Genomic DNA, 17,071 nt, shown 5'->3' with positions numbered 1-17,071 from the left:
TTGCGCTAAGGCGAGGCCAACGCCCCTGCCCGCGCGGATAAAAATGGGGGGCGGGTCTTGCAGCATTCGCTGACAGCAGACCCACCTCATTCGCGGCACGGTCACGGCGGGCCCGAAGGCCCGCCTCCCGGGCAATGTCACTCGGCAGCCTCGGCCGGCGGCAGCATCTGATCGGCGTTGCGCAGGCCGGTGAGCTCGACGTTGAGGCCCAGCGAACGCATTTCCTTGACCAGAACGTTGAACGATTCCGGGATGCCCGCCTCGAAGGTATCGTCGCCGCGTACGATGGCCTCGTAGACCTTGGTACGGCCGGCCACGTCGTCCGACTTGACGGTGAGCATCTCCTGCAGCGTGTAGGCGGCGCCATAGGCTTCGAGGGCCCACACCTCCATTTCGCCGAAGCGCTGGCCGCCGAACTGCGCCTTGCCACCCAGCGGCTGCTGCGTGACCAGCGAGTACGGACCGATCGAACGGGCGTGGATCTTGTCGTCGACCAGATGGTGCAGCTTCAGCATGTAGATGTAGCCGACTGTCACCTTGCGGTCGAAGGGGTTGCCCGTGCGCCCGTCATAGAGCTGGACCTGACCCGAAGCGTCATGGCCCGCCATCTTGAGGAAGTCGACGATGTCGCTTTCCTTGGCTCCGTCAAAGACCGGGGTCGCGATCGGCACGCCGCGGCGAAGCGTCGAGGACATGTCGACGAGCTCACGCTCGTCCATGGACTCGATTTCCTCGTTGTTGCCGTAGATGCGGTCGAGCGTATTCTTGAGCTGGCTGGCCCCCTTGCCCTTCTTGTAGGCATCGATGGCCTGGCCGACGAGCTTGCCGAGGCCGGCAGCTGCCCAACCCATATGGGTTTCGAGAATCTGACCGACGTTCATGCGGCTCGGCACGCCGAGCGGGTTGAGCACGATGTCGACCGGCGTGCCATCCTCGAGGAAGGGCATGTCTTCGATCGGCATGATGCGCGAAACCACGCCCTTGTTGCCGTGACGGCCGGCCATCTTGTCGCCCGGCTGGATCTTGCGCTTCACGGCGACGAAGACCTTGACCATCTTCATCACGCCGGGCGGCAGTTCGTCACCACGCTGCAGCTTCTCGACCTTGTCCAGGAAGCGCTGTTCGAGGCGCTTCTTGGATTCGTCGTACTGCTTGCGCATGGCCTCGACTTCGCTCATCAGCGCGTCGTCGGCCACGGCGAAGTTCCACCACTGCGAGCGCGGATACTCCTGCATCACGTCGGCAGTGAGCACCGTCTCCTTCTTGAAGCCCTTCGGCCCGCCGATCGCCGCCTTGCCTTCCAGCATCTCGACGAGACGCTGGTAGACGTTGCGGTCGAGGATCGCCTGCTCGTCGTCGCGGTCCTTGGCCAGACGCTCGATCTCCTCGCGCTCGATCGCCTGGGCGCGCTCGTCCTTATCGACGCCGTGGCGGTTGAACACGCGCACTTCGACGATGGTGCCGGTAACGCCCGGGGGCACGCGCAGCGAGGTGTCGCGCACGTCGGAGGCCTTTTCGCCGAAGATGGCGCGCAGGAGCTTTTCTTCCGGCGTCATCGGGCTCTCGCCCTTCGGCGTGATCTTGCCGACCAGGATGTCGCCAGCCTGCACCTCGGCACCGATATAGACGATACCGGCTTCGTCCAGGTTCTTCAGCGCTTCTTCCGAGACGTTCGGAATGTCGCGCGTGATCTCTTCCGGACCCAGCTTGGTGTCGCGGGCCATCACTTCGAACTCGTCGATGTGGATCGAGGTGAACACGTCCTCCTTGGCGATGTTCTCGCTGAGCAGGATCGAGTCTTCGAAGTTGTAGCCGTTCCAGGGCATGAAGGCGACGAGGACGTTGCGGCCGAGCGCCAGCTCGCCGAGCTCGGTCGACGGACCGTCGGCGATGATGTCACCCTTCCTGACCACGTCGCCCACGCGCACCAGCGGCTTCTGCGTGATGCAGGTCGACTGGTTGGAGCGCTGGAACTTCATCAGGCGGTAGATGTCGACGCCCGACTGGGTCGGATCGAGATCCGCGGTGGCGCGGATGACGATACGCGTCGCATCGATCTGGTCGACGATGCCGGTGCGGCGGGCGGCAATCGCGGCGCCCGAGTCACGGGCCACCACGCTCTCCATGCCGGTGCCGACGAACGGCGCATCGGCGCGCACCAGCGGCACGGCCTGGCGCTGCATGTTCGCACCCATCAGCGCGCGGTTGGCGTCGTCATTCTCGATGAAGGGAATGAGCGCCGCAGCGACGGAGACGAGCTGCTTGGGCGAGACGTCCATGTAGTCGACGCGGTCGGGCGTGACCATGACGTTTTCGCCGGCATGGCGGCAGACCACGAAGTCTTCCGTCAGACGGCCTTCCTGATCGACCGGAATGTTGGCCTGGGCGACGTAGTACTTGCCCTCTTCCATCGCCGACAGATAGACGACCTCAGGCGTGACCTTGCTGTCGCGGACGCGACGATAGGGCGCCTCGATGAAGCCGTACTTGTTGACGCGCGCAAAGGTCGCCAGCGAGTTGATCAGACCGATGTTCGGGCCTTCCGGCGTCTCGATCGGGCAGATACGGCCATAATGCGTCGGGTGCACGTCGCGGACTTCGAAGCCGGCACGCTCGCGGGTCAGACCGCCCGGGCCAAGTGCCGACAGGCGGCGCTTGTGGGTGATTTCCGACAGCGGGTTGGTCTGGTCCATGAACTGCGAGAGCTGCGAGGAACCGAAGAACTCGCGCACGGCGGCAGCCGCCGGCTTGGCGTTGATCAGATCCTGCGGCATCACAGTGTCGACGTCGACCGAGGACATACGCTCCTTGATGGCGCGCTCCATGCGCAGCAGGCCGACGCGATACTGATTTTCCATCAACTCGCCGACCGAGCGCACGCGGCGGTTGCCGAGATGGTCGATGTCGTCGATCTCGCCCTTGCCGTCGCGCAGGTCCACCAGCGTCCTGACCACGGCCAGGATGTCATCCTTGCGCAGCACGCGCACGGTGTCCTCGGCGTCGAGGTCGAGGCGCATGTTCATCTTGACACGGCCGACCGAGGAGAGGTCGTAGCGCTCGGCATCGAAGAACAGCGACTGGAACATCGCCTCGGCGGAGTCGATGGTCGGCGGCTCGCCCGGACGCATCACGCGGTAGATGTCGAACAGCGCCTCTTCGCGCGAGTTGTTCTTGTCGACCGCCAGCGTGTTGCGGATATAGCCGCCCACTGTGACGTGATCGATGTCGAGCACCGGAATCTCGTCGAAGCCCTCGTCGCCGAGCAGCTTGAGGTTCTTCTCGCTGAGCTCATCGCCGGCTTCCAGATAGATTTCGCCGGTGTTCAGATTGACGATGTCCTCGGCGACATAACGGCCGATCAGGTCCTCGTCCGTGACGCGCAGGGCCTTGAGGCCCTTCTCGGCCAGGGCGCGGGCGGAACGCGCCGTCAGCTTCTTGCCGGATTCGACCACGATCTCGCCGGTATCGGCATCGATGAGGTCGGTGGTCGGCTTGACGCCCTTCAGGCGGTTCCAGTCATAGGGGACGCGCCAGCCATCCTTGTCGCGGACATAGGTGATGGAGTTGTAGAAGGTGCGCAGGATGTCCTCGCCGTCCATGCCGAGGGCAAAGAGCAGCGAAGAAACCGGGATCTTGCGGCGACGGTCGATGCGCGCATGCACGATGTCCTTGGCGTCGAACTCGATGTCGAGCCAGGAACCGCGATAGGGAATGATGCGGGCAGCGAACAGGAGCTTGCCCGAGGAATGGGTCTTGCCCTTGTCGTGGTCGAAGAACACGCCCGGCGAACGGTGCATCTGGGAGACGATGACGCGCTCGGTGCCATTGACGATGAAGGTGCCGTTCGAGGTCATGAGCGGCATGTCGCCCATGTAGACGTCCTGCTCCTTGATGTCCTTGACGGAGCGAGCGCCGGTTTCCTCGTCGACATCGAACACGATCAGGCGCAGCGTCACCTTGAGGGGCGCGGCGAAGGTCATGCCGCGCTGGCGGCACTCGTCGACATCATATTTCGGCGCCTCGAATTCGTAACGGACGAATTCGAGCATCGCCTTGTTGGAAAAGTCCGAGATCGGGAAGACCGACTTGAAGACGGTCTGCAATCCCTCATCCGTCCGCCCGCCATCTGGCTCCAAGACCTGGAGAAACTGGTCATAGGAAGCCTTTTGAACCTCGATCAGGTTCGGCATCGTCGCGACTTCGCGGATCTTTCCGAAAAACCGGCGGACGCGCTTGCGGGCATTGGTCGTCTGAGCCATGTGGTCCTCGTCCTTTCAAGCAAGCCCGGCGCCACCGCACCGCTCCTGCAGGCATTGATTGCGCGAGGAAGACGTTCCTTCCTCGCCTGGCACCGTCCCGCTGTCGCAGGCCGACGCTGAAACATCCGGCCGGGACACCCGGCCTTCACCGTTCTCGTCACGGCGGACCGGAAAATCCCAGGAGGCCGAGCCTCGAAGATTCTCTGGTCCGCCGTTCCGGCGCCCAGGCCAGGTCCTAATGGAGCCTGGCCTAAAACGCCGAAAAGGCCCCGGGGGAAAACCCCGGAGCCAAAACGCCTGAAGCAAGCTCTCTTACTTGAGCTCGACCTTGGCGCCGACCTTCTCGAGGGCGGCCTTGATCTTGTCGGCTTCTTCCTTGGCAACGGCTTCCTTGACCGGCTTCGGAGCAGCTTCGACCAGGTCCTTGGCTTCCTTGAGGCCGAGGCCGGTGATCGCGCGGACTTCCTTGATGACCTCGATCTTCTTGTCGCCGGCAGCGGCCAGAACGACGGTGAACTCGGTCTGGGCTTCAGCAGCCGGAGCAGCGGCAGCAGCGCCGGGAGCAGCAGCGACGGCAACAGCCGCAGCAGCCGAAACGCCCCACTTCTCTTCCAGGGCCTTGGCGAGGTCGGCAGCCTCGAGCACGGTCAGGCTCGACAGGTCTTCAACAAGCTTTTCAATCTTGGACATTGTCCATAATCCTTGGTTTTGGTTCGTACCGGTTTAATCGGGTTGCGAACGGCCTTACGCCGCTTCGTCTTGCTTGGCATAGGCTCCGAACACGCGAGCCAGCTTGGCAGCCGGTGCGTTGACGACCTGAGCGATCTTGGTAGCCGGGGCCTGGATGAGGCCGATCAGCTTGGCGCGCAGTTCGTCCAGAGACGGCAAGGTCGCAAGCGCCTTGACACCGTTCTGGTCCAGAGAGGTCTTGCCCATCGCGCCGCCCAGGATCACGAACTTGTCGTGGGCCTTGGCGAAGTCGACGGCGACCTTGGGTGCAGCCACCGGATCGCTCGAATAAGCGATCAGGGTCGGGCCCTTCATGAGGGGCGCGATAGAGGCCACATCCGTGCCATCAAGAGCGATCTTGGCGAGGCGGTTCTTCGCGACCTTCACAGTCGCTCCAGCCTGCTTCATCTGCTTGCGCAGGTTCTGCATCTGGGCGACGGTCAGGCCGGAATAGTGAGCTACGACGACAACCCCAGTGGTCGTGAAGACCTCCTGGAGAAAGCCGATGAACTCCTGCTTTTCCGCTCTTTCCACGTTGCTCTCTCCGGTTGCAGCTTTCCGAAATGGAAGGAAAGCCGACCGTTGCACTTGCCGCCTTCCGGGCACCGGCGAACCGAGACCTTTACGAAGGCGACGCTCGATTGCCTGTCCCTCATCATCACATGTGCGTCAAAATGACACAGGCCGTAAGGACGAGTGAGCCGGATCGAACCAATTCACGAGGCAGCCGCGAGGCGGACACCGAAAACCGGTCTTCCCCGTCTATGCAGGCCAAAAGGAGCGCTTTTAAAGGCCTCTCCCGGCAATTAAGCAGGTTTCCCTGCGCCTGCAGTCTCGGACAGGACATGGCCGTCAAGGTTCGAAAACCCAGCCGGCCAGTCAGCCGTCCAAATTGCTTCGGACAGCAAAAATCCCGGGCTGTTTACACATCCCAGGGTCATGAACCTTTGATCAGTTCAGTGAGAAGGGCGATATAGTCCCTCCCGGGCGAATTGCCAAGGGGGAATTTGCATCAGGGATGTGCTTTTTCCAAAAACGCATCGTCGCATTTTGACCTTCGACGATACGGCGCCCTGCCCTTGCCGGCAATCAATTAGCCGCGCCAGCCGAAAGTCTCCCAAGGCCTCGTTTCGCGGTCGGTCAATGAAACTGCCCGTACCATGGCGCGGTATCGGTCGGGATGTAGGGCCAATCCTCCCGTCGCGGTAGCGAATTCCTGGCGGCAATGGCGTCGTCCGGCATCAGGAATAACCCACCTAGATCATTGCCGCCATTGATCGCGTAGAAGCGCACCTTCGAATTAATTTCAGCGAGTTGGTCGTTCACGATCTTGAAGAAGAGGTAAGTCGCCTGCCCCCATGACTGGTAGTCATTCGACGTGACTTCCGGCGAATAGACGACATATTTTCGGCCGCTGATATGCACGGCATAGGTCGGAGCATCCGGATCGATCTCCTCCGCCATGGCCGCAGGCTCGATGCCATGATGCCTGAGGTCGGCCGCAAGCGCCTCGTACGCAGTTTTCATGCCCTGCTCGGCTAGATCTTCTGCATCGAGTTGGTGAAGCTTGCTGTAGTCGAGTTCCTTGGCGCTCGCTCCTGCAACCCATGCCGGCACAGTGGCGCCTCCGAGAAGCGCAAGAAATTTGCGTCGAGACATGCTGCTCCCGGTGATGTGAAGATACGCCGCGACCGGATCTATCAAAAAAACCCCGCCGAAGCAGCTTCGGCGGGGTTCTCGATTTCAACCTGTCAGGTCGATCAGGCGCTGAGCACGCTGGCCGGGTCGATCTTCACGCCCGGGCCCATGGTCGAGGACAGGGCAACGCGCTGGACATAGGTGCCCTTGGCGCCGGTCGGCTTGGCCTTGACCACGGCATCGGCGAAAGCCTTGATGTTCTCGGCGAGCTTCTCGGCCGAGAACGAAGCCTTGCCGACGGCGCCGTGCACGATGCCGGCCTTCTCGACGCGGAACTCGACGGCGCCGCCCTTCGAAGCCTGCACGGCACCGGTGACGTCCATGGTCACCGTACCGACCTTCGGGTTCGGCATCATGCCGCGCGGGCCGAGCACCTTACCCAGACGGCCGACCAGCGGCATCATGTCGGGGGTAGCGATGCAACGATCGAAGTCGATCTTGCCGCCATTGACGATCTCGACGAGATCCTCGGCGCCGACCACATCGGCGCCAGCAGCGCGGGCTTCGTCAGCCTTGGCGCCGCGGGCGAACACGGCCACGCGCAGGGTGCGGCCCGAACCATTGGGCAGGTTGCACACGCCGCGGACCATCTGGTCGGCATGGCGGGGGTCGACACCCAGGTTCATGGCGATCTCGACGGTCTCGTCGAACTTGGCCTTGGCGCGGTCCTTGATCAGGGCCACTGCCTCGTCCAGACCGTAAAGCTTGATGCGGTCAATGCCTTCCTTGGCCGCGCGGATACGCTTTCCTTGATGTGCCATCATATCACCCGACGATCTCGAGGCCCATCGACTGGGCGGAACCCTTCACCATGGCCATGGCGGCCTCAACCGTATCGCAGTTGAGATCGGGCAGCTTCTTCTCGGCGATCTCACGGATCTGGGCGATCGTGATCTTGCCAGCCTTGGCGCCCTTGCCGGGAGTCTGCGAACCCGACTTGATGCCGGCGGCTTCCTTGACCCAGTAGGACACCGGGGGAAGCTTCAGTTCGAAGGTGAACGAACGGTCCTGATAGGCCGTGATGATGACCGGGATCGGCATGCCCTTGGTCATCTGCGCGGTCTTCGCATTGAAGGCCTTGCAGAATTCCATGATGTTCAGGCCGCGCTGACCGAGCGCCGGGCCGATGGGCGGCGACGGGTTCGCGGCGCCGGCCGGAACCTGAAGCTTGACGTAGCCCGTAATTTTCTTCGCCATTTGTTGCTCCTATGCGGGTTGCCCCGCGGTTATCGGCCATCGTCTCCGATGGCTGGCCATCAACGCGATGGCCGGAGTTTCGCGGTTCGGTTCGGCAAGGCGGCGATGGCCTTGCTTCTCCTCCCGCGTACGGGATCAGACCTTTTCGACCTGCCCGTATTCGAGTTCGACCGGAGTGGCCCGGCCGAAAATGGAAACCGCCACCTTGAGGCGGGCGCGGCTCTCGTCGACTTCCTCGACGATGCCATTGAACGAAGCGAAGGGACCGTCGGCCACCTTGACCTGCTCGCCAACCTCGAAGCTGACGGAGGGCTTGGGACGCTCGACGCCGTCGGCGACCTGGCCCTTGATGCGTTCCGCCTCACGGTCGGGAATCGGCACGGGCTTAGCCTTGTCGGCGCCCAGGAAACCGGTGACCTTCGGCGTGTTCTTGATGAGGTGATGCACCTCGTCCGTCAGGTCGCACTTCACCAGCACATAGCCGGGGAAGAACTTGCGTTCGGTGTCGACCTTCCGGCCGCGGCGAACCTCGACGACCTTCTCGGTCGGCACCAGGATCTCTTCGAACAGATCGGAGAGCCCACGCTGGGCGACCTGCTCGCGAATCGACTGCGCGACCTTGTTCTCGAAGTTGGAATAGGCGTGAACGATATACCAGCGCTTGGCCATTATGGATTTCCCTAGCGGCCCAGATTCACGATGAAGGAGACGACACGGATCAAAACGGCATCCGTGATCGAAAAGAAGATGGCCATGGCGATGGTGAAGATAACGACCATGAGGGCCGTAATCATGGTCTCCCGGCGGGTGGGCCAGGTGACCTTGTTCGTTTCATTGCGAACCTGTCGCAAGAACTCCATCGGAGTCGTCTTTGCCATCGTTCTACCGCCTTGACCGAAACAGAATTGTTCCGGCACTCATTTCGAAATCCTGCCTCGCAAATGCAAGACCGGGCCTGAGCGGAGCATGGACGATGCGGAGATGATCCGACCAGCCAGGCTCTGCGACGACTGTGAACCTCGCAGGCTTTGCCACCCCGCCCCGCGGGCTTGCAAATCCTGTCCGGCCGTTTTTGCCAACACAAAACCGAGGGTGCGGCCAAGCCCCATCCCCCGGCTTTCATGACAGAGCGAAAAAAGCTGAACGCCTCATCCGCGTAAATTGGCAGGGGCAGCAGGGATCGAACCCGCGACCTACGGTTTTGGAGACCGTCGCTCTACCAGCTGAGCTATACCCCTACGCGTTGCTCGCGCGGCGCCTACATAGCCGCGCAAATGATTTGGCGCAATCCCGCAGATGGAGATGATCGTGTAAATTTTCATCGCCGACCCGACGAAAGTCCGACGGGCCTGCGCCCGGCGCCCTCTTTCATACGGCTTTTGCTGCGCTGGCCGCCCAGGGCCTGTTCAAACCGGCTCGACCGCAACCGCGGTGCCATAGGCCAACACCTCGGTGATTCCATCCATGATCTCGTTGGCGTCATAGCGCATGGCGATGATGGCATTGGCGCCCATCTCTTCGGCATGGCGCACCAGGAGTTCGTAAGCCTCCTGCCGGGCAGTCTCGGCCAGGTTGGTGTAGACGGACAGCTTGCCGCCGAACACCGATTGGATGGCGCCGCCAATATTGCCGATCACGCTGCGCGAACGCACGGTGATGCCACGCACCACGCCGAAATGCTTCACGACACGGTAGCCTGGGAGATCATTGGTGGTGACGACGATCATGACCTGTTCCTCGAATGCGGTGGAGTCAGCAATACAAACAAAAACGGCGCAGCCAAGGCTGCGCCGTTCCGAACTCGAGCTTTCGCCCAGGCTTATTCGATGATGGCGGCGACGACGCCGGCGCCGACGGTACGACCGCCTTCACGGATAGCGAAGCGCAGCTTCTCTTCCATGGCGATCGGCACGATCAGATTGACTTCCATGGCGATGTTGTCGCCCGGCATCACCATCTCCGTGCCTTCCGGCAGCGTCACCACGCCCGTCACGTCCGTCGTGCGGAAGTAGAACTGCGGACGGTAGTTGCCGAAGAACGGCGTATGACGGCCACCCTCTTCCTTGGTCAGGATGTAGGCTTCGGCCTTGAACTTGGTGTGCGGCTTCACGGAGCCGGGCTTGCACAGCACCTGGCCGCGCTCCACGTCCTCACGCTTGGTGCCGCGCAGCAGCGCGCCGATGTTGTCGCCGGCCTGGCCCTGGTCCAGCAGCTTGCGGAACATCTCGACGCCGGTGACGGTCGTCTTCTGGGTGGCGCGGATGCCGACGATCTCGACTTCCTCGCCGACCTTGACGATGCCGCGCTCGACACGGCCGGTCACCACGGTGCCACGGCCCGAGATCGAGAACACGTCTTCGACCGGCATCAGGAAGGGCTGGTCGATCGGGCGCTCGGGCTGCGGGATGTAGTCGTCAACCGTCTGCATCAGGGCCAGGATGGCGTCATGGCCGATCTCCGGAGACTTGTTCTCCAGCGCCATCAGCGCCGAACCCTTGGTGATCGGAATGTCGTCGCCGGGGAACTCGTACTTCGACAGAAGCTCGCGAACTTCGAGCTCGACCAGCTCCAGAAGCTCCGGATCATCGACCATGTCGACCTTGTTCAGGAACACCACCAGCGCGGGAACGCCGACCTGGCGGGCCAGGAGGATGTGCTCGCGGGTCTGCGGCATCGGGCCGTCGGCAGCCGACACGACCAGGATCGCGCCATCCATCTGCGCCGCGCCCGTGATCATGTTCTTCACATAGTCGGCGTGGCCGGGGCAGTCGACATGGGCATAGTGGCGGTTCTTGGTCTCGTACTCGACGTGCGCCGTCGAGATCGTGATGCCGCGAGCCTTCTCTTCCGGAGCCTTGTCGATCTGGTCATACGCCGTGAACGTCGCACCGCCCGTTTCGGCAAGAACCTTCGTGATCGCCGCAGTCAGCGACGTCTTGCCATGGTCAACGTGACCAATCGTGCCGATGTTGCAGTGCGGCTTCGTGCGTTCAAATTTCTCTTTGGCCATAGCCCCGTTTCCAGCATTGGAGGATTGGGTATTTCGCCGGTGCGAAATATCGGGCGGCTCGATAGGGGTTTTTGCGGCGACGTGCAAGAAGAGAATGGAGCACGAGGCTTGTGGGGCCCGAAATCCGACCGAAGGGGAGTGGAGCGGGTGAAGGGAATCGAACCCTCGTATTCAGCTTGGAAGGCTGCTGCTCTACCATTGAGCTACACCCGCAAACCAAGCACAGAGCTCCTCGGACGTTTGGTGGAGGGGGTTGGATTCGAACCAACGTAGGCTGAGCCAACGGATTTACAGTCCGTCCCCTTTAACCACTCGGGCACCCCTCCAAAACGTCCTTCCGCAACGCTGTGACGCCGCTGCGAAATCGAAGCGGCCAAGTGGCGCGACCGCGTCGTTCAGAGGGCGCCGTTATGGTGAGGGGATCGGTGCCTGTCAACCCAAAAGGCGACAATTGTCGACGAGTTTTTACACTTAATCGCGGACAGGGCTTTTTTTGGTACGCCAGCCATGCCATGGGCAATCCCCGGAACGGAGATAAACATGAAGGACAGGGACCGCAGGGGCCATCGCGGCCACCATCGAGGCTATGCCGGCGAGGCAACGCTCGATACGGTGGTGATCTATGGCTGGCACCCGGTGCGCGAGGCGTTGCAGAACCCCAAGCGCAAGCTCAAGCGGCTGCTCGCCACCGAAAACGCCCTGAAAAGGCTGGCCGACGAGAAGGTCGAAACGCGAATCAAACCGGAAACCGTCCGCCCGGGCGATATCGACCGTCTGCTCACAGCCGATTCGATTCACCAGGGACTCTATCTGGAAGCGGCCCCCCTGCCCGCTCCCGCTTTCGGGGAACTCGGCGCGCAGGACATCGTCCTGGTGCTCGACCAGATCACCGACCCCCACAATGTCGGCGCCATCATCCGCTCGGCTGCCGCCTTCAAGGTGGCAGCCATCATCACCACGGAGCGCCATTCGCCTGCAGCCACCGGCGTGCTTGCCAAGTCGGCGTCAGGGGGCCTGGAACATGTGCCGGTCGTTTCCGTGCGCAATCTCGGCGATACGCTGGATGAAATGGGGGCGAGCGGCGTGACACGAATCGGCCTCGACTCGGAGGGACCGGCGACGTTGGAAGGCACGGCATTCGGTGGGCCGCTGGCGCTCGTGCTCGGCGCCGAGGGCAAGGGACTGCGCCAGCGCACGCGCTCTCTCTGCGATGCGCTGGCCCGGCTCGACATGCCCGGCGCGATCAAGAGCCTGAATGTCTCAAACGCTGCGGCCCTCGCGCTCTATGTCGCGCGGACGAGGATACCGGCCTAGCATTGCGCTTGCTGGAAGAGCGCAATGAATTCGGAGTGCCAGCCCCCGGCTGACATCCTGAAAACCGAGCGCTTTCCGGCACCCGTGATGTCAACCGGAGGCTGACGTTCCAGATCTCGCCCAAATGGCAGCCACCGCCCTATTTCGGGGGCTCGAAATCCATGCTTTCGAGATTGGGCCGCGGCACCGGCAATGCTCTTGCCTCCTGAATCGGCTCTGGGCGCGGTTTCGGGGCAGCCGCTAGCGGCAGGGCCTTGGGCGGATCGACCTTCTTGGGTGCCGACAAGGCCGCGCTGCGCGGCTTCGGCAGCGCCGGACGCGGCAGGTTCTGCGGTGTTCCGACGACACTGCGCGGCGGGCGAAGCGGACGCACCGCCGGACCGCGCTCTTCCGGCAGCACGTCATAAGACCCGTCGATATCGGGCTCATAGGCCGGCCCCCTCACCCACGGCCGCGGATAGGCAGGGCGCGGATAAAAGCTGCGGGTCTCGTAGCCGCCATCGTCCCCGCGATAAACGGGCCTGGGGTGATAAGGGCGCATGGGCGCCTCGAACTCGCCGTCCCAGCCTCCATCGCCATAAAAGGGAGCGTCACGCCAGCCCGCCTGGGCCTGCGTTAGCGGGAGGGCGGCAAGAGCGAGTGCAATCGCCAACAGGGAAACGGGACGGATCGTCACGGCGTCATCCTCGAAAACTTCATTCCATCGCTGGTAGCCAATGACTTTGGCGGAATAAGGATTGGTTAACCCTTTTCTTCCGCCACCACCAGACTCTCCAGCAGGACGCGGCGCCCCTCGGGCATGGCAAGACCGCGCGGCGCAAAGACATCGCGCTCGAGGAAATACTGGGTCAGCCGCAAGGCATCCGCGATATCGCCCGCTTCGGGCATGCCCTCCTCCCCGCGCAGGAAGGCGGGCAAGCGCAGCAGCCTGTCATGCCAGGGAGCTCCGGCTTCCCGGCAGACTGCCCTGCCGCTCTTGGGCGAGACATAGATGAGGTCGTCCTGCCGGCCGGTGACGGCGCAGGCAGCCAGGTCGAGGCCGAAGCCGAGATCCGACAGGATCTCGAGTTCGAAGCGAGCAATTAATGCCGGTGCCAGATCAGGTTCTCCAAGCACCTCGACGAGGTGGCCGAGCGCCTCGTGGAGGCCGGGATGCGGATCGCGTTCGGGCAGCAGGCGGACCAGAGCCGCCACATGGGTCATGGCGAACAGGGCTTGCCGGGAGGAGAGGAAGCGGGCGGCGTGCAATGTCAGCCCCTCGATGGCGAAATGGCCGAGATGCCCCTCGATCCGGGCACGCCAGGTCAGTTGCACCTCATTGCCTGGCTGCAGCACCGGCTGCAATGTCCGCGAGCGCCCTCCGCGCACCATGCCGAGATGACGGCCATGATCCCTGGTCATTGTCTCCAGGATCACGCTGGATTCGCCATGGCGGCGCACACCCAATATGTAACCGCTGTCGATCCATTCCATCGGAACTGCCTCGCCCAGGCAAAGTAACGCGGGGGCCTGGAGTGTCAGCGATGTCAGCCAGGAGGCCGACACTCCCAGAAGGAACCCGCCTCAGGGCTTCTCCACCGGAAATTCGAGGCCCATTTCGCGATAGCGCTCGGGGTCATCGGACCAGTTCTCGCGCACCTTCACGAACAGGAACAGATGCACCGGCGCCTCTGCCATGGCCATGATTTCCTTGCGGGCCGCCATGGAGATCGCCTTGATGGTCTCTCCCCCCTTGCCGATGACGATCTTCTTGTGCCCCTCGCGCGTGACGTAGATCGTCTGCTCGATGCGGGCCGAACCATCCTTCATCGAGGTCCAGGCCGTGGTCTCCACCGTCGATTCGTAGGGCAGCTCGTCATGCAGGCGCAGGAACAGCTTCTCGCGCGTGATCTCGGCCGCCAGCGAGCGCAGGGGCGCATCCGATATCTGGTCCTCGGGATAGAGCCAGGGTCCGGCCGGCATGATGGAGCCGAGATGGTTGGTGAGGTCCTCCACGCCGCTGCCGGTCAGCGCCGACACCATGAAGGTCTCGTCGAAGGGCAGTCGTGCGTTGACGGCCTGGGCAAGCTCCAGCAGCTTCTCGCGCTTCACCGCATCGATCTTGTTGAGGATGAGGATGCGCTTCTGCTTGGTGGCAGAGAGCTTTTCCAGGATCGCCTCATTGCCTTCGTCGAGCCCGCGCTGGGCATCGACGAGCAGGCAGACGGCATCGGCATCGGCCGCGCCGCTCCAGGCGGTGGTGACCATGGCCCGATCGAGCCGGCGCTTGGGCTGGAAAATGCCGGGCGTGTCGACGAAGATGATCTGCGCATCCCCCGCCATGGCGATGCCGCGTACGATGGCACGCGTCGTCTGGACCTTGTGGGTGACGATCGACAGCTTGGCGCCGACGATGGCGTTCATCAGCGTGGACTTGCCGGCATTGGGGGCGCCGATCAGGGCGACGAAGCCGCATCTGGTGTTTGAAGTCTGGTTCATTTCAGCTTTCTAGCAGACATTGGCGTGCCGAAATACGGCTCGATTGGCCGATGATGCACAGCGGCCGGGTTTATTCTTCGTTTTCCGGAGAGCTCGGCGAGCCCGAAGGCGCATGAGTGGGCGTTCCGCCGGCCCGATCAGCCGCGACGCCCCTCCAGGGAAATACCCTCCCGCGCCATGAAGGCGGCTGCGGCGGCCTGCTCGGCCAGGCGCTTCGACTTGCCTTCGCCTTCGGCCGAGGTCAGCGTCTCGATGTCGACGGCAATCACGAAGCGCGGATTGTGGTCGGGCCCAGTGCGCGAGACCAGGCGATAGGTCGGCGCCTTCAGGGCCCTGCCCTGGGCCCATTCCTGCAGCGCCGTCTTGGCGTCGCTCGGCGGTCGCACCGGGGCGTGGAGCCGCTCGCGCCAGGCCTTTTCGACCACGGCGCGCGCCTTCTCATAGCCGGCATCCACGAAGACGCCGCCGATCAGGGCCTCGCAGACATCGCCCAGCGTGGTGACACGCTTGCGCCCGCCCGAATGGGCTTCGCCCAGGCCGAGCTTGACGTGCGGACCGACGCCCCAGTCGGTGGCGACGGCCGCGCAGGTCTCCTTGCGCACGAGATCGGAAAGCCGGCGCGACATGGCGCCCTCTTCGTCATCGGGGAAGACGCGGTAGAGCATGTCCGCGACCGCCAGCCCGAGCACACGGTCGCCGAGGAATTCAAGGCGCTGATAGCTCGCCAGCCGGCCTGGCCCATCGAGGAAACTGATATGCGTCAACGCCCGCTCCAAAAGAGAGCGATCGGCAAAGACATGGCCGAGCGCAGCTTCCAGTGTTTCGAGCGCAGGTTTCTTCTTCGAACTCATTGTATGATCTTAAACAGACGCATTTGTGCCTTGGCTGTCGAGAACAGGACCCGCCAGGGTTTGCCCACGAAATTCTCGAGCGAAATATAGCCGACAGCCGCAAGATCCCGCGAATCGTCGGAATTGTCGCGGTTATCACCCATCACGAAGCAATGGCCGGCCGGAACGACATATTCATCGGTATTGTCGTAATAGCCGCTGTCGCCCTGGATCTCGATCACTTCATAAGTGCGCCCATTCGCCAGGATCTCCCGGTATTTCGGCACCGGCTTCTCGCTACCGAACTCCACCGCAGTCTTGTAACTGCCGGCTGGTTCGCGGCGCACCATGTCCCCGTTGATGAACAGACGGCCATTGCGCATCTGGATGCGATCCCCCGGCAGGCCAATCACCCGCTTGATGAAATAGCTCGATCGCACCTTAGGCAATCGGAACACCGCCATGTCGCCGCGAGCGGGAGCCCCGGTTGCAGGCCCCTCGCCGAAGGGCAACACCATTACGATGTCCCCCACGAGCAGCGTCGGGATGTTGGAACCACTCGGCACGGAGAAATTGCGGCAAGAGGCGAGCAACAGCAAAGCGCCACCGGCAAGCAGCAATCTGCCGAGGCGGCTCGCACGAGGCCGAATTCGATACAACACTCCGTCAGGCGTGGTCCGATCCGTCATTATCGAATGAGCGAGAACAACCGGCTGCCGCGCACGGTCCACGGCCACTGCCAGAAAGCGAGCGGCGAGGCGTCATCGGCGACGGAGAAGAAGATGATCTGGCCCTTGCCGACGAAATTGTCGAGCGGCACATAGCCGACAGCGGCAAGATCGCGCGAATCATCGGAATTGTCGCGGTTGTCGCCCATCATGAAGTAGTTGCCCGGCGGCACGACATATTCGTCGGTATTGTCATAGTAGCCAGTGTCGCCCTGGATCTCGATGACCTCGTGCTTCACGCCGTTGGGCAGGGTCTCGATATATTTCGGCACCTGCTTGTCGCGCCCGAATTCATCCTTGACCAGATAGGTCCCAGCCTGCTCGCGCTGAACCATGGTGCCGTTGATGAACAGCCGGCCCTGGCGCATCTGGATGCGGTCGCCTGGCAGGCCGATGACGCGCTTGATGAAATCGGTCGAATTGTCTTTGGGCAGCTTGAAGACGGCGATGTCGCCGCGCTTGGGCCCCTCGCCGGCCCACAGGCGGCCCGATGGCAGAATGCCGGAAATCACCGGCACCGAATAGCGCGACCAGCCATAGCTGTATTTGGAGACCATGACGTAGTCACCGACCAGGAGCGTCGGGATCAGCGAGCCGGACGGAATGTTGAACGGCTGGAACAAGGCCGTACGGACCACCAGCGCGATGATGAGCGCGTGAACGATGATCTTGATGAGCTCGCCGATACCGCCATCTTTCGACGTCTTCTTGGCGGCGCCGCTGGTGTCGGGCGTCTTGTTCGGTTGGCTGGCCACGCTCATCGATCTTCCATCTTTGGAGGCGGTCCTTGGCGGAACCGGAGCCTCGAAATATTGCTCCGATCCAAGA

At 62.7% G+C, this 17,071-nt stretch carries 17 protein-coding genes and 3 tRNA genes; 1 reads left to right on the top strand and 19 read right to left on the bottom strand.

Features of this window, described 5'->3' with window-relative positions; translation table 11 throughout:
* Positions 1-137: 137 nt before the first annotated feature.
* The 13 genes from rpoB to ACIGJE_RS13780 all read right to left on the bottom strand — a co-directional run bounded on the left by rpoB (position 138) and on the right by ACIGJE_RS13780 (position 11,219).
* Positions 138-4,259, bottom strand: coding sequence for a DNA-directed RNA polymerase subunit beta (gene rpoB, locus ACIGJE_RS13840; RefSeq protein ID WP_311934445.1), 4,122 nt, complete (start codon positions 4,257-4,259; stop codon positions 138-140).
* Positions 4,260-4,571: 312 nt separating this feature from the next.
* Complete coding sequence (gene rplL, locus ACIGJE_RS13835) at positions 4,572-4,949, bottom strand: 50S ribosomal protein L7/L12 (RefSeq protein ID WP_068297478.1); 378 nt, start codon at positions 4,947-4,949, stop codon at positions 4,572-4,574.
* 54 nt (positions 4,950-5,003) lie between these two features.
* On the bottom strand, positions 5,004-5,522 hold the full coding sequence (rplJ, locus tag ACIGJE_RS13830) for a 50S ribosomal protein L10 (protein ID WP_068297481.1): 519 nt from the start codon (positions 5,520-5,522) through the stop codon (positions 5,004-5,006).
* A gap of 606 nt (positions 5,523-6,128) precedes the next feature.
* Entirely contained in the window at positions 6,129-6,647 is a 519-nt protein-coding gene (locus ACIGJE_RS13825; RefSeq protein ID WP_367625741.1) for a hypothetical protein, read from the bottom strand.
* 101 nt (positions 6,648-6,748) lie between these two features.
* Positions 6,749-7,447: a 50S ribosomal protein L1 gene (gene rplA, locus ACIGJE_RS13820; protein ID WP_311934443.1), complete on the bottom strand. Its 699-nt coding sequence runs from the start codon at positions 7,445-7,447 to the stop codon at positions 6,749-6,751.
* A gap of 4 nt (positions 7,448-7,451) precedes the next feature.
* Complete coding sequence (gene rplK, locus ACIGJE_RS13815) at positions 7,452-7,883, bottom strand: 50S ribosomal protein L11 (protein WP_105865683.1); 432 nt, start codon at positions 7,881-7,883, stop codon at positions 7,452-7,454.
* A gap of 135 nt (positions 7,884-8,018) precedes the next feature.
* Complete coding sequence (gene nusG, locus ACIGJE_RS13810) at positions 8,019-8,552, bottom strand: transcription termination/antitermination protein NusG (RefSeq protein ID WP_068297490.1); 534 nt, start codon at positions 8,550-8,552, stop codon at positions 8,019-8,021.
* A gap of 11 nt (positions 8,553-8,563) precedes the next feature.
* The gene (secE, locus tag ACIGJE_RS13805) at positions 8,564-8,761 is read right to left on the bottom strand and encodes a preprotein translocase subunit SecE (RefSeq protein ID WP_068297493.1); all 198 of its coding nucleotides are present in this window, start codon (positions 8,759-8,761) and stop codon (positions 8,564-8,566) included.
* A 284-nt stretch (positions 8,762-9,045) separates the two neighbouring features.
* Positions 9,046-9,121 (bottom strand) — tRNA-Trp (locus ACIGJE_RS13800).
* Between the two features lie 168 nt (positions 9,122-9,289).
* A complete protein-coding gene (locus ACIGJE_RS13795; RefSeq protein WP_068297496.1) occupies positions 9,290-9,610 on the bottom strand; it encodes a YbjQ family protein in 321 nt (106 codons plus the stop codon).
* A 92-nt stretch (positions 9,611-9,702) separates the two neighbouring features.
* A complete protein-coding gene (gene tuf / locus ACIGJE_RS13790) occupies positions 9,703-10,893 on the bottom strand; it encodes an elongation factor Tu (protein ID WP_311934442.1) in 1,191 nt (396 codons plus the stop codon).
* A gap of 139 nt (positions 10,894-11,032) precedes the next feature.
* A tRNA-Gly gene (locus ACIGJE_RS13785) sits at positions 11,033-11,106 on the bottom strand.
* 28 nt (positions 11,107-11,134) lie between these two features.
* Positions 11,135-11,219 (bottom strand) — tRNA-Tyr (locus tag ACIGJE_RS13780).
* A 214-nt stretch (positions 11,220-11,433) separates the two neighbouring features.
* On the opposite strand from ACIGJE_RS13780, the gene ACIGJE_RS13775 reads away from it, so the two are divergent.
* On the top strand, positions 11,434-12,207 hold the full coding sequence (locus ACIGJE_RS13775; RefSeq protein ID WP_311934441.1) for a TrmH family RNA methyltransferase: 774 nt from the start codon (positions 11,434-11,436) through the stop codon (positions 12,205-12,207).
* A gap of 139 nt (positions 12,208-12,346) precedes the next feature.
* On the opposite strand, the gene ACIGJE_RS13770 is transcribed toward ACIGJE_RS13775, so the two are convergent.
* The 6 genes from ACIGJE_RS13770 to lepB (ACIGJE_RS13745) form a co-directional block, all read right to left on the bottom strand.
* Positions 12,347-12,883: a hypothetical protein gene (locus ACIGJE_RS13770; RefSeq protein ID WP_483677711.1), complete on the bottom strand. Its 537-nt coding sequence runs from the start codon at positions 12,881-12,883 to the stop codon at positions 12,347-12,349.
* A 65-nt stretch (positions 12,884-12,948) separates the two neighbouring features.
* Positions 12,949-13,680 carry a DNA repair protein RecO gene (gene recO, locus ACIGJE_RS13765; RefSeq protein ID WP_483677709.1) on the bottom strand — a complete coding sequence of 244 codons (732 nt, stop codon included), beginning with the start codon at positions 13,678-13,680 and terminating at the stop codon, positions 12,949-12,951.
* 90 nt (positions 13,681-13,770) lie between these two features.
* Entirely contained in the window at positions 13,771-14,685 is a 915-nt protein-coding gene (gene era / locus ACIGJE_RS13760; protein ID WP_311934438.1) for a GTPase Era, read from the bottom strand.
* A 137-nt stretch (positions 14,686-14,822) separates the two neighbouring features.
* On the bottom strand, positions 14,823-15,536 hold the full coding sequence (rnc, locus tag ACIGJE_RS13755) for a ribonuclease III (RefSeq protein WP_311934437.1): 714 nt from the start codon (positions 15,534-15,536) through the stop codon (positions 14,823-14,825).
* Positions 15,533-16,204 (bottom strand): signal peptidase I, encoded by a 672-nt coding sequence (gene lepB, locus ACIGJE_RS13750; protein ID WP_415086659.1) that lies wholly within the window; start codon positions 16,202-16,204, stop codon positions 15,533-15,535. The genes rnc and lepB (ACIGJE_RS13750) overlap by 4 nt, the downstream gene beginning before the upstream one ends.
* Positions 16,204-17,004: a signal peptidase I gene (gene lepB / locus ACIGJE_RS13745; RefSeq protein WP_311934436.1), complete on the bottom strand. Its 801-nt coding sequence runs from the start codon at positions 17,002-17,004 to the stop codon at positions 16,204-16,206. The genes lepB (ACIGJE_RS13750) and lepB (ACIGJE_RS13745) overlap by 1 nt, the downstream gene beginning before the upstream one ends.
* Positions 17,005-17,071 lie beyond the last annotated feature (67 nt).

The sequence above is a fragment of the Labrys sp. E2SS-1L genome (assembly GCF_057073705.1).
The sequence above is the reverse complement of the archived record's forward strand: the minus strand, read 5'-3'. Positions and strand labels throughout refer to the sequence as shown.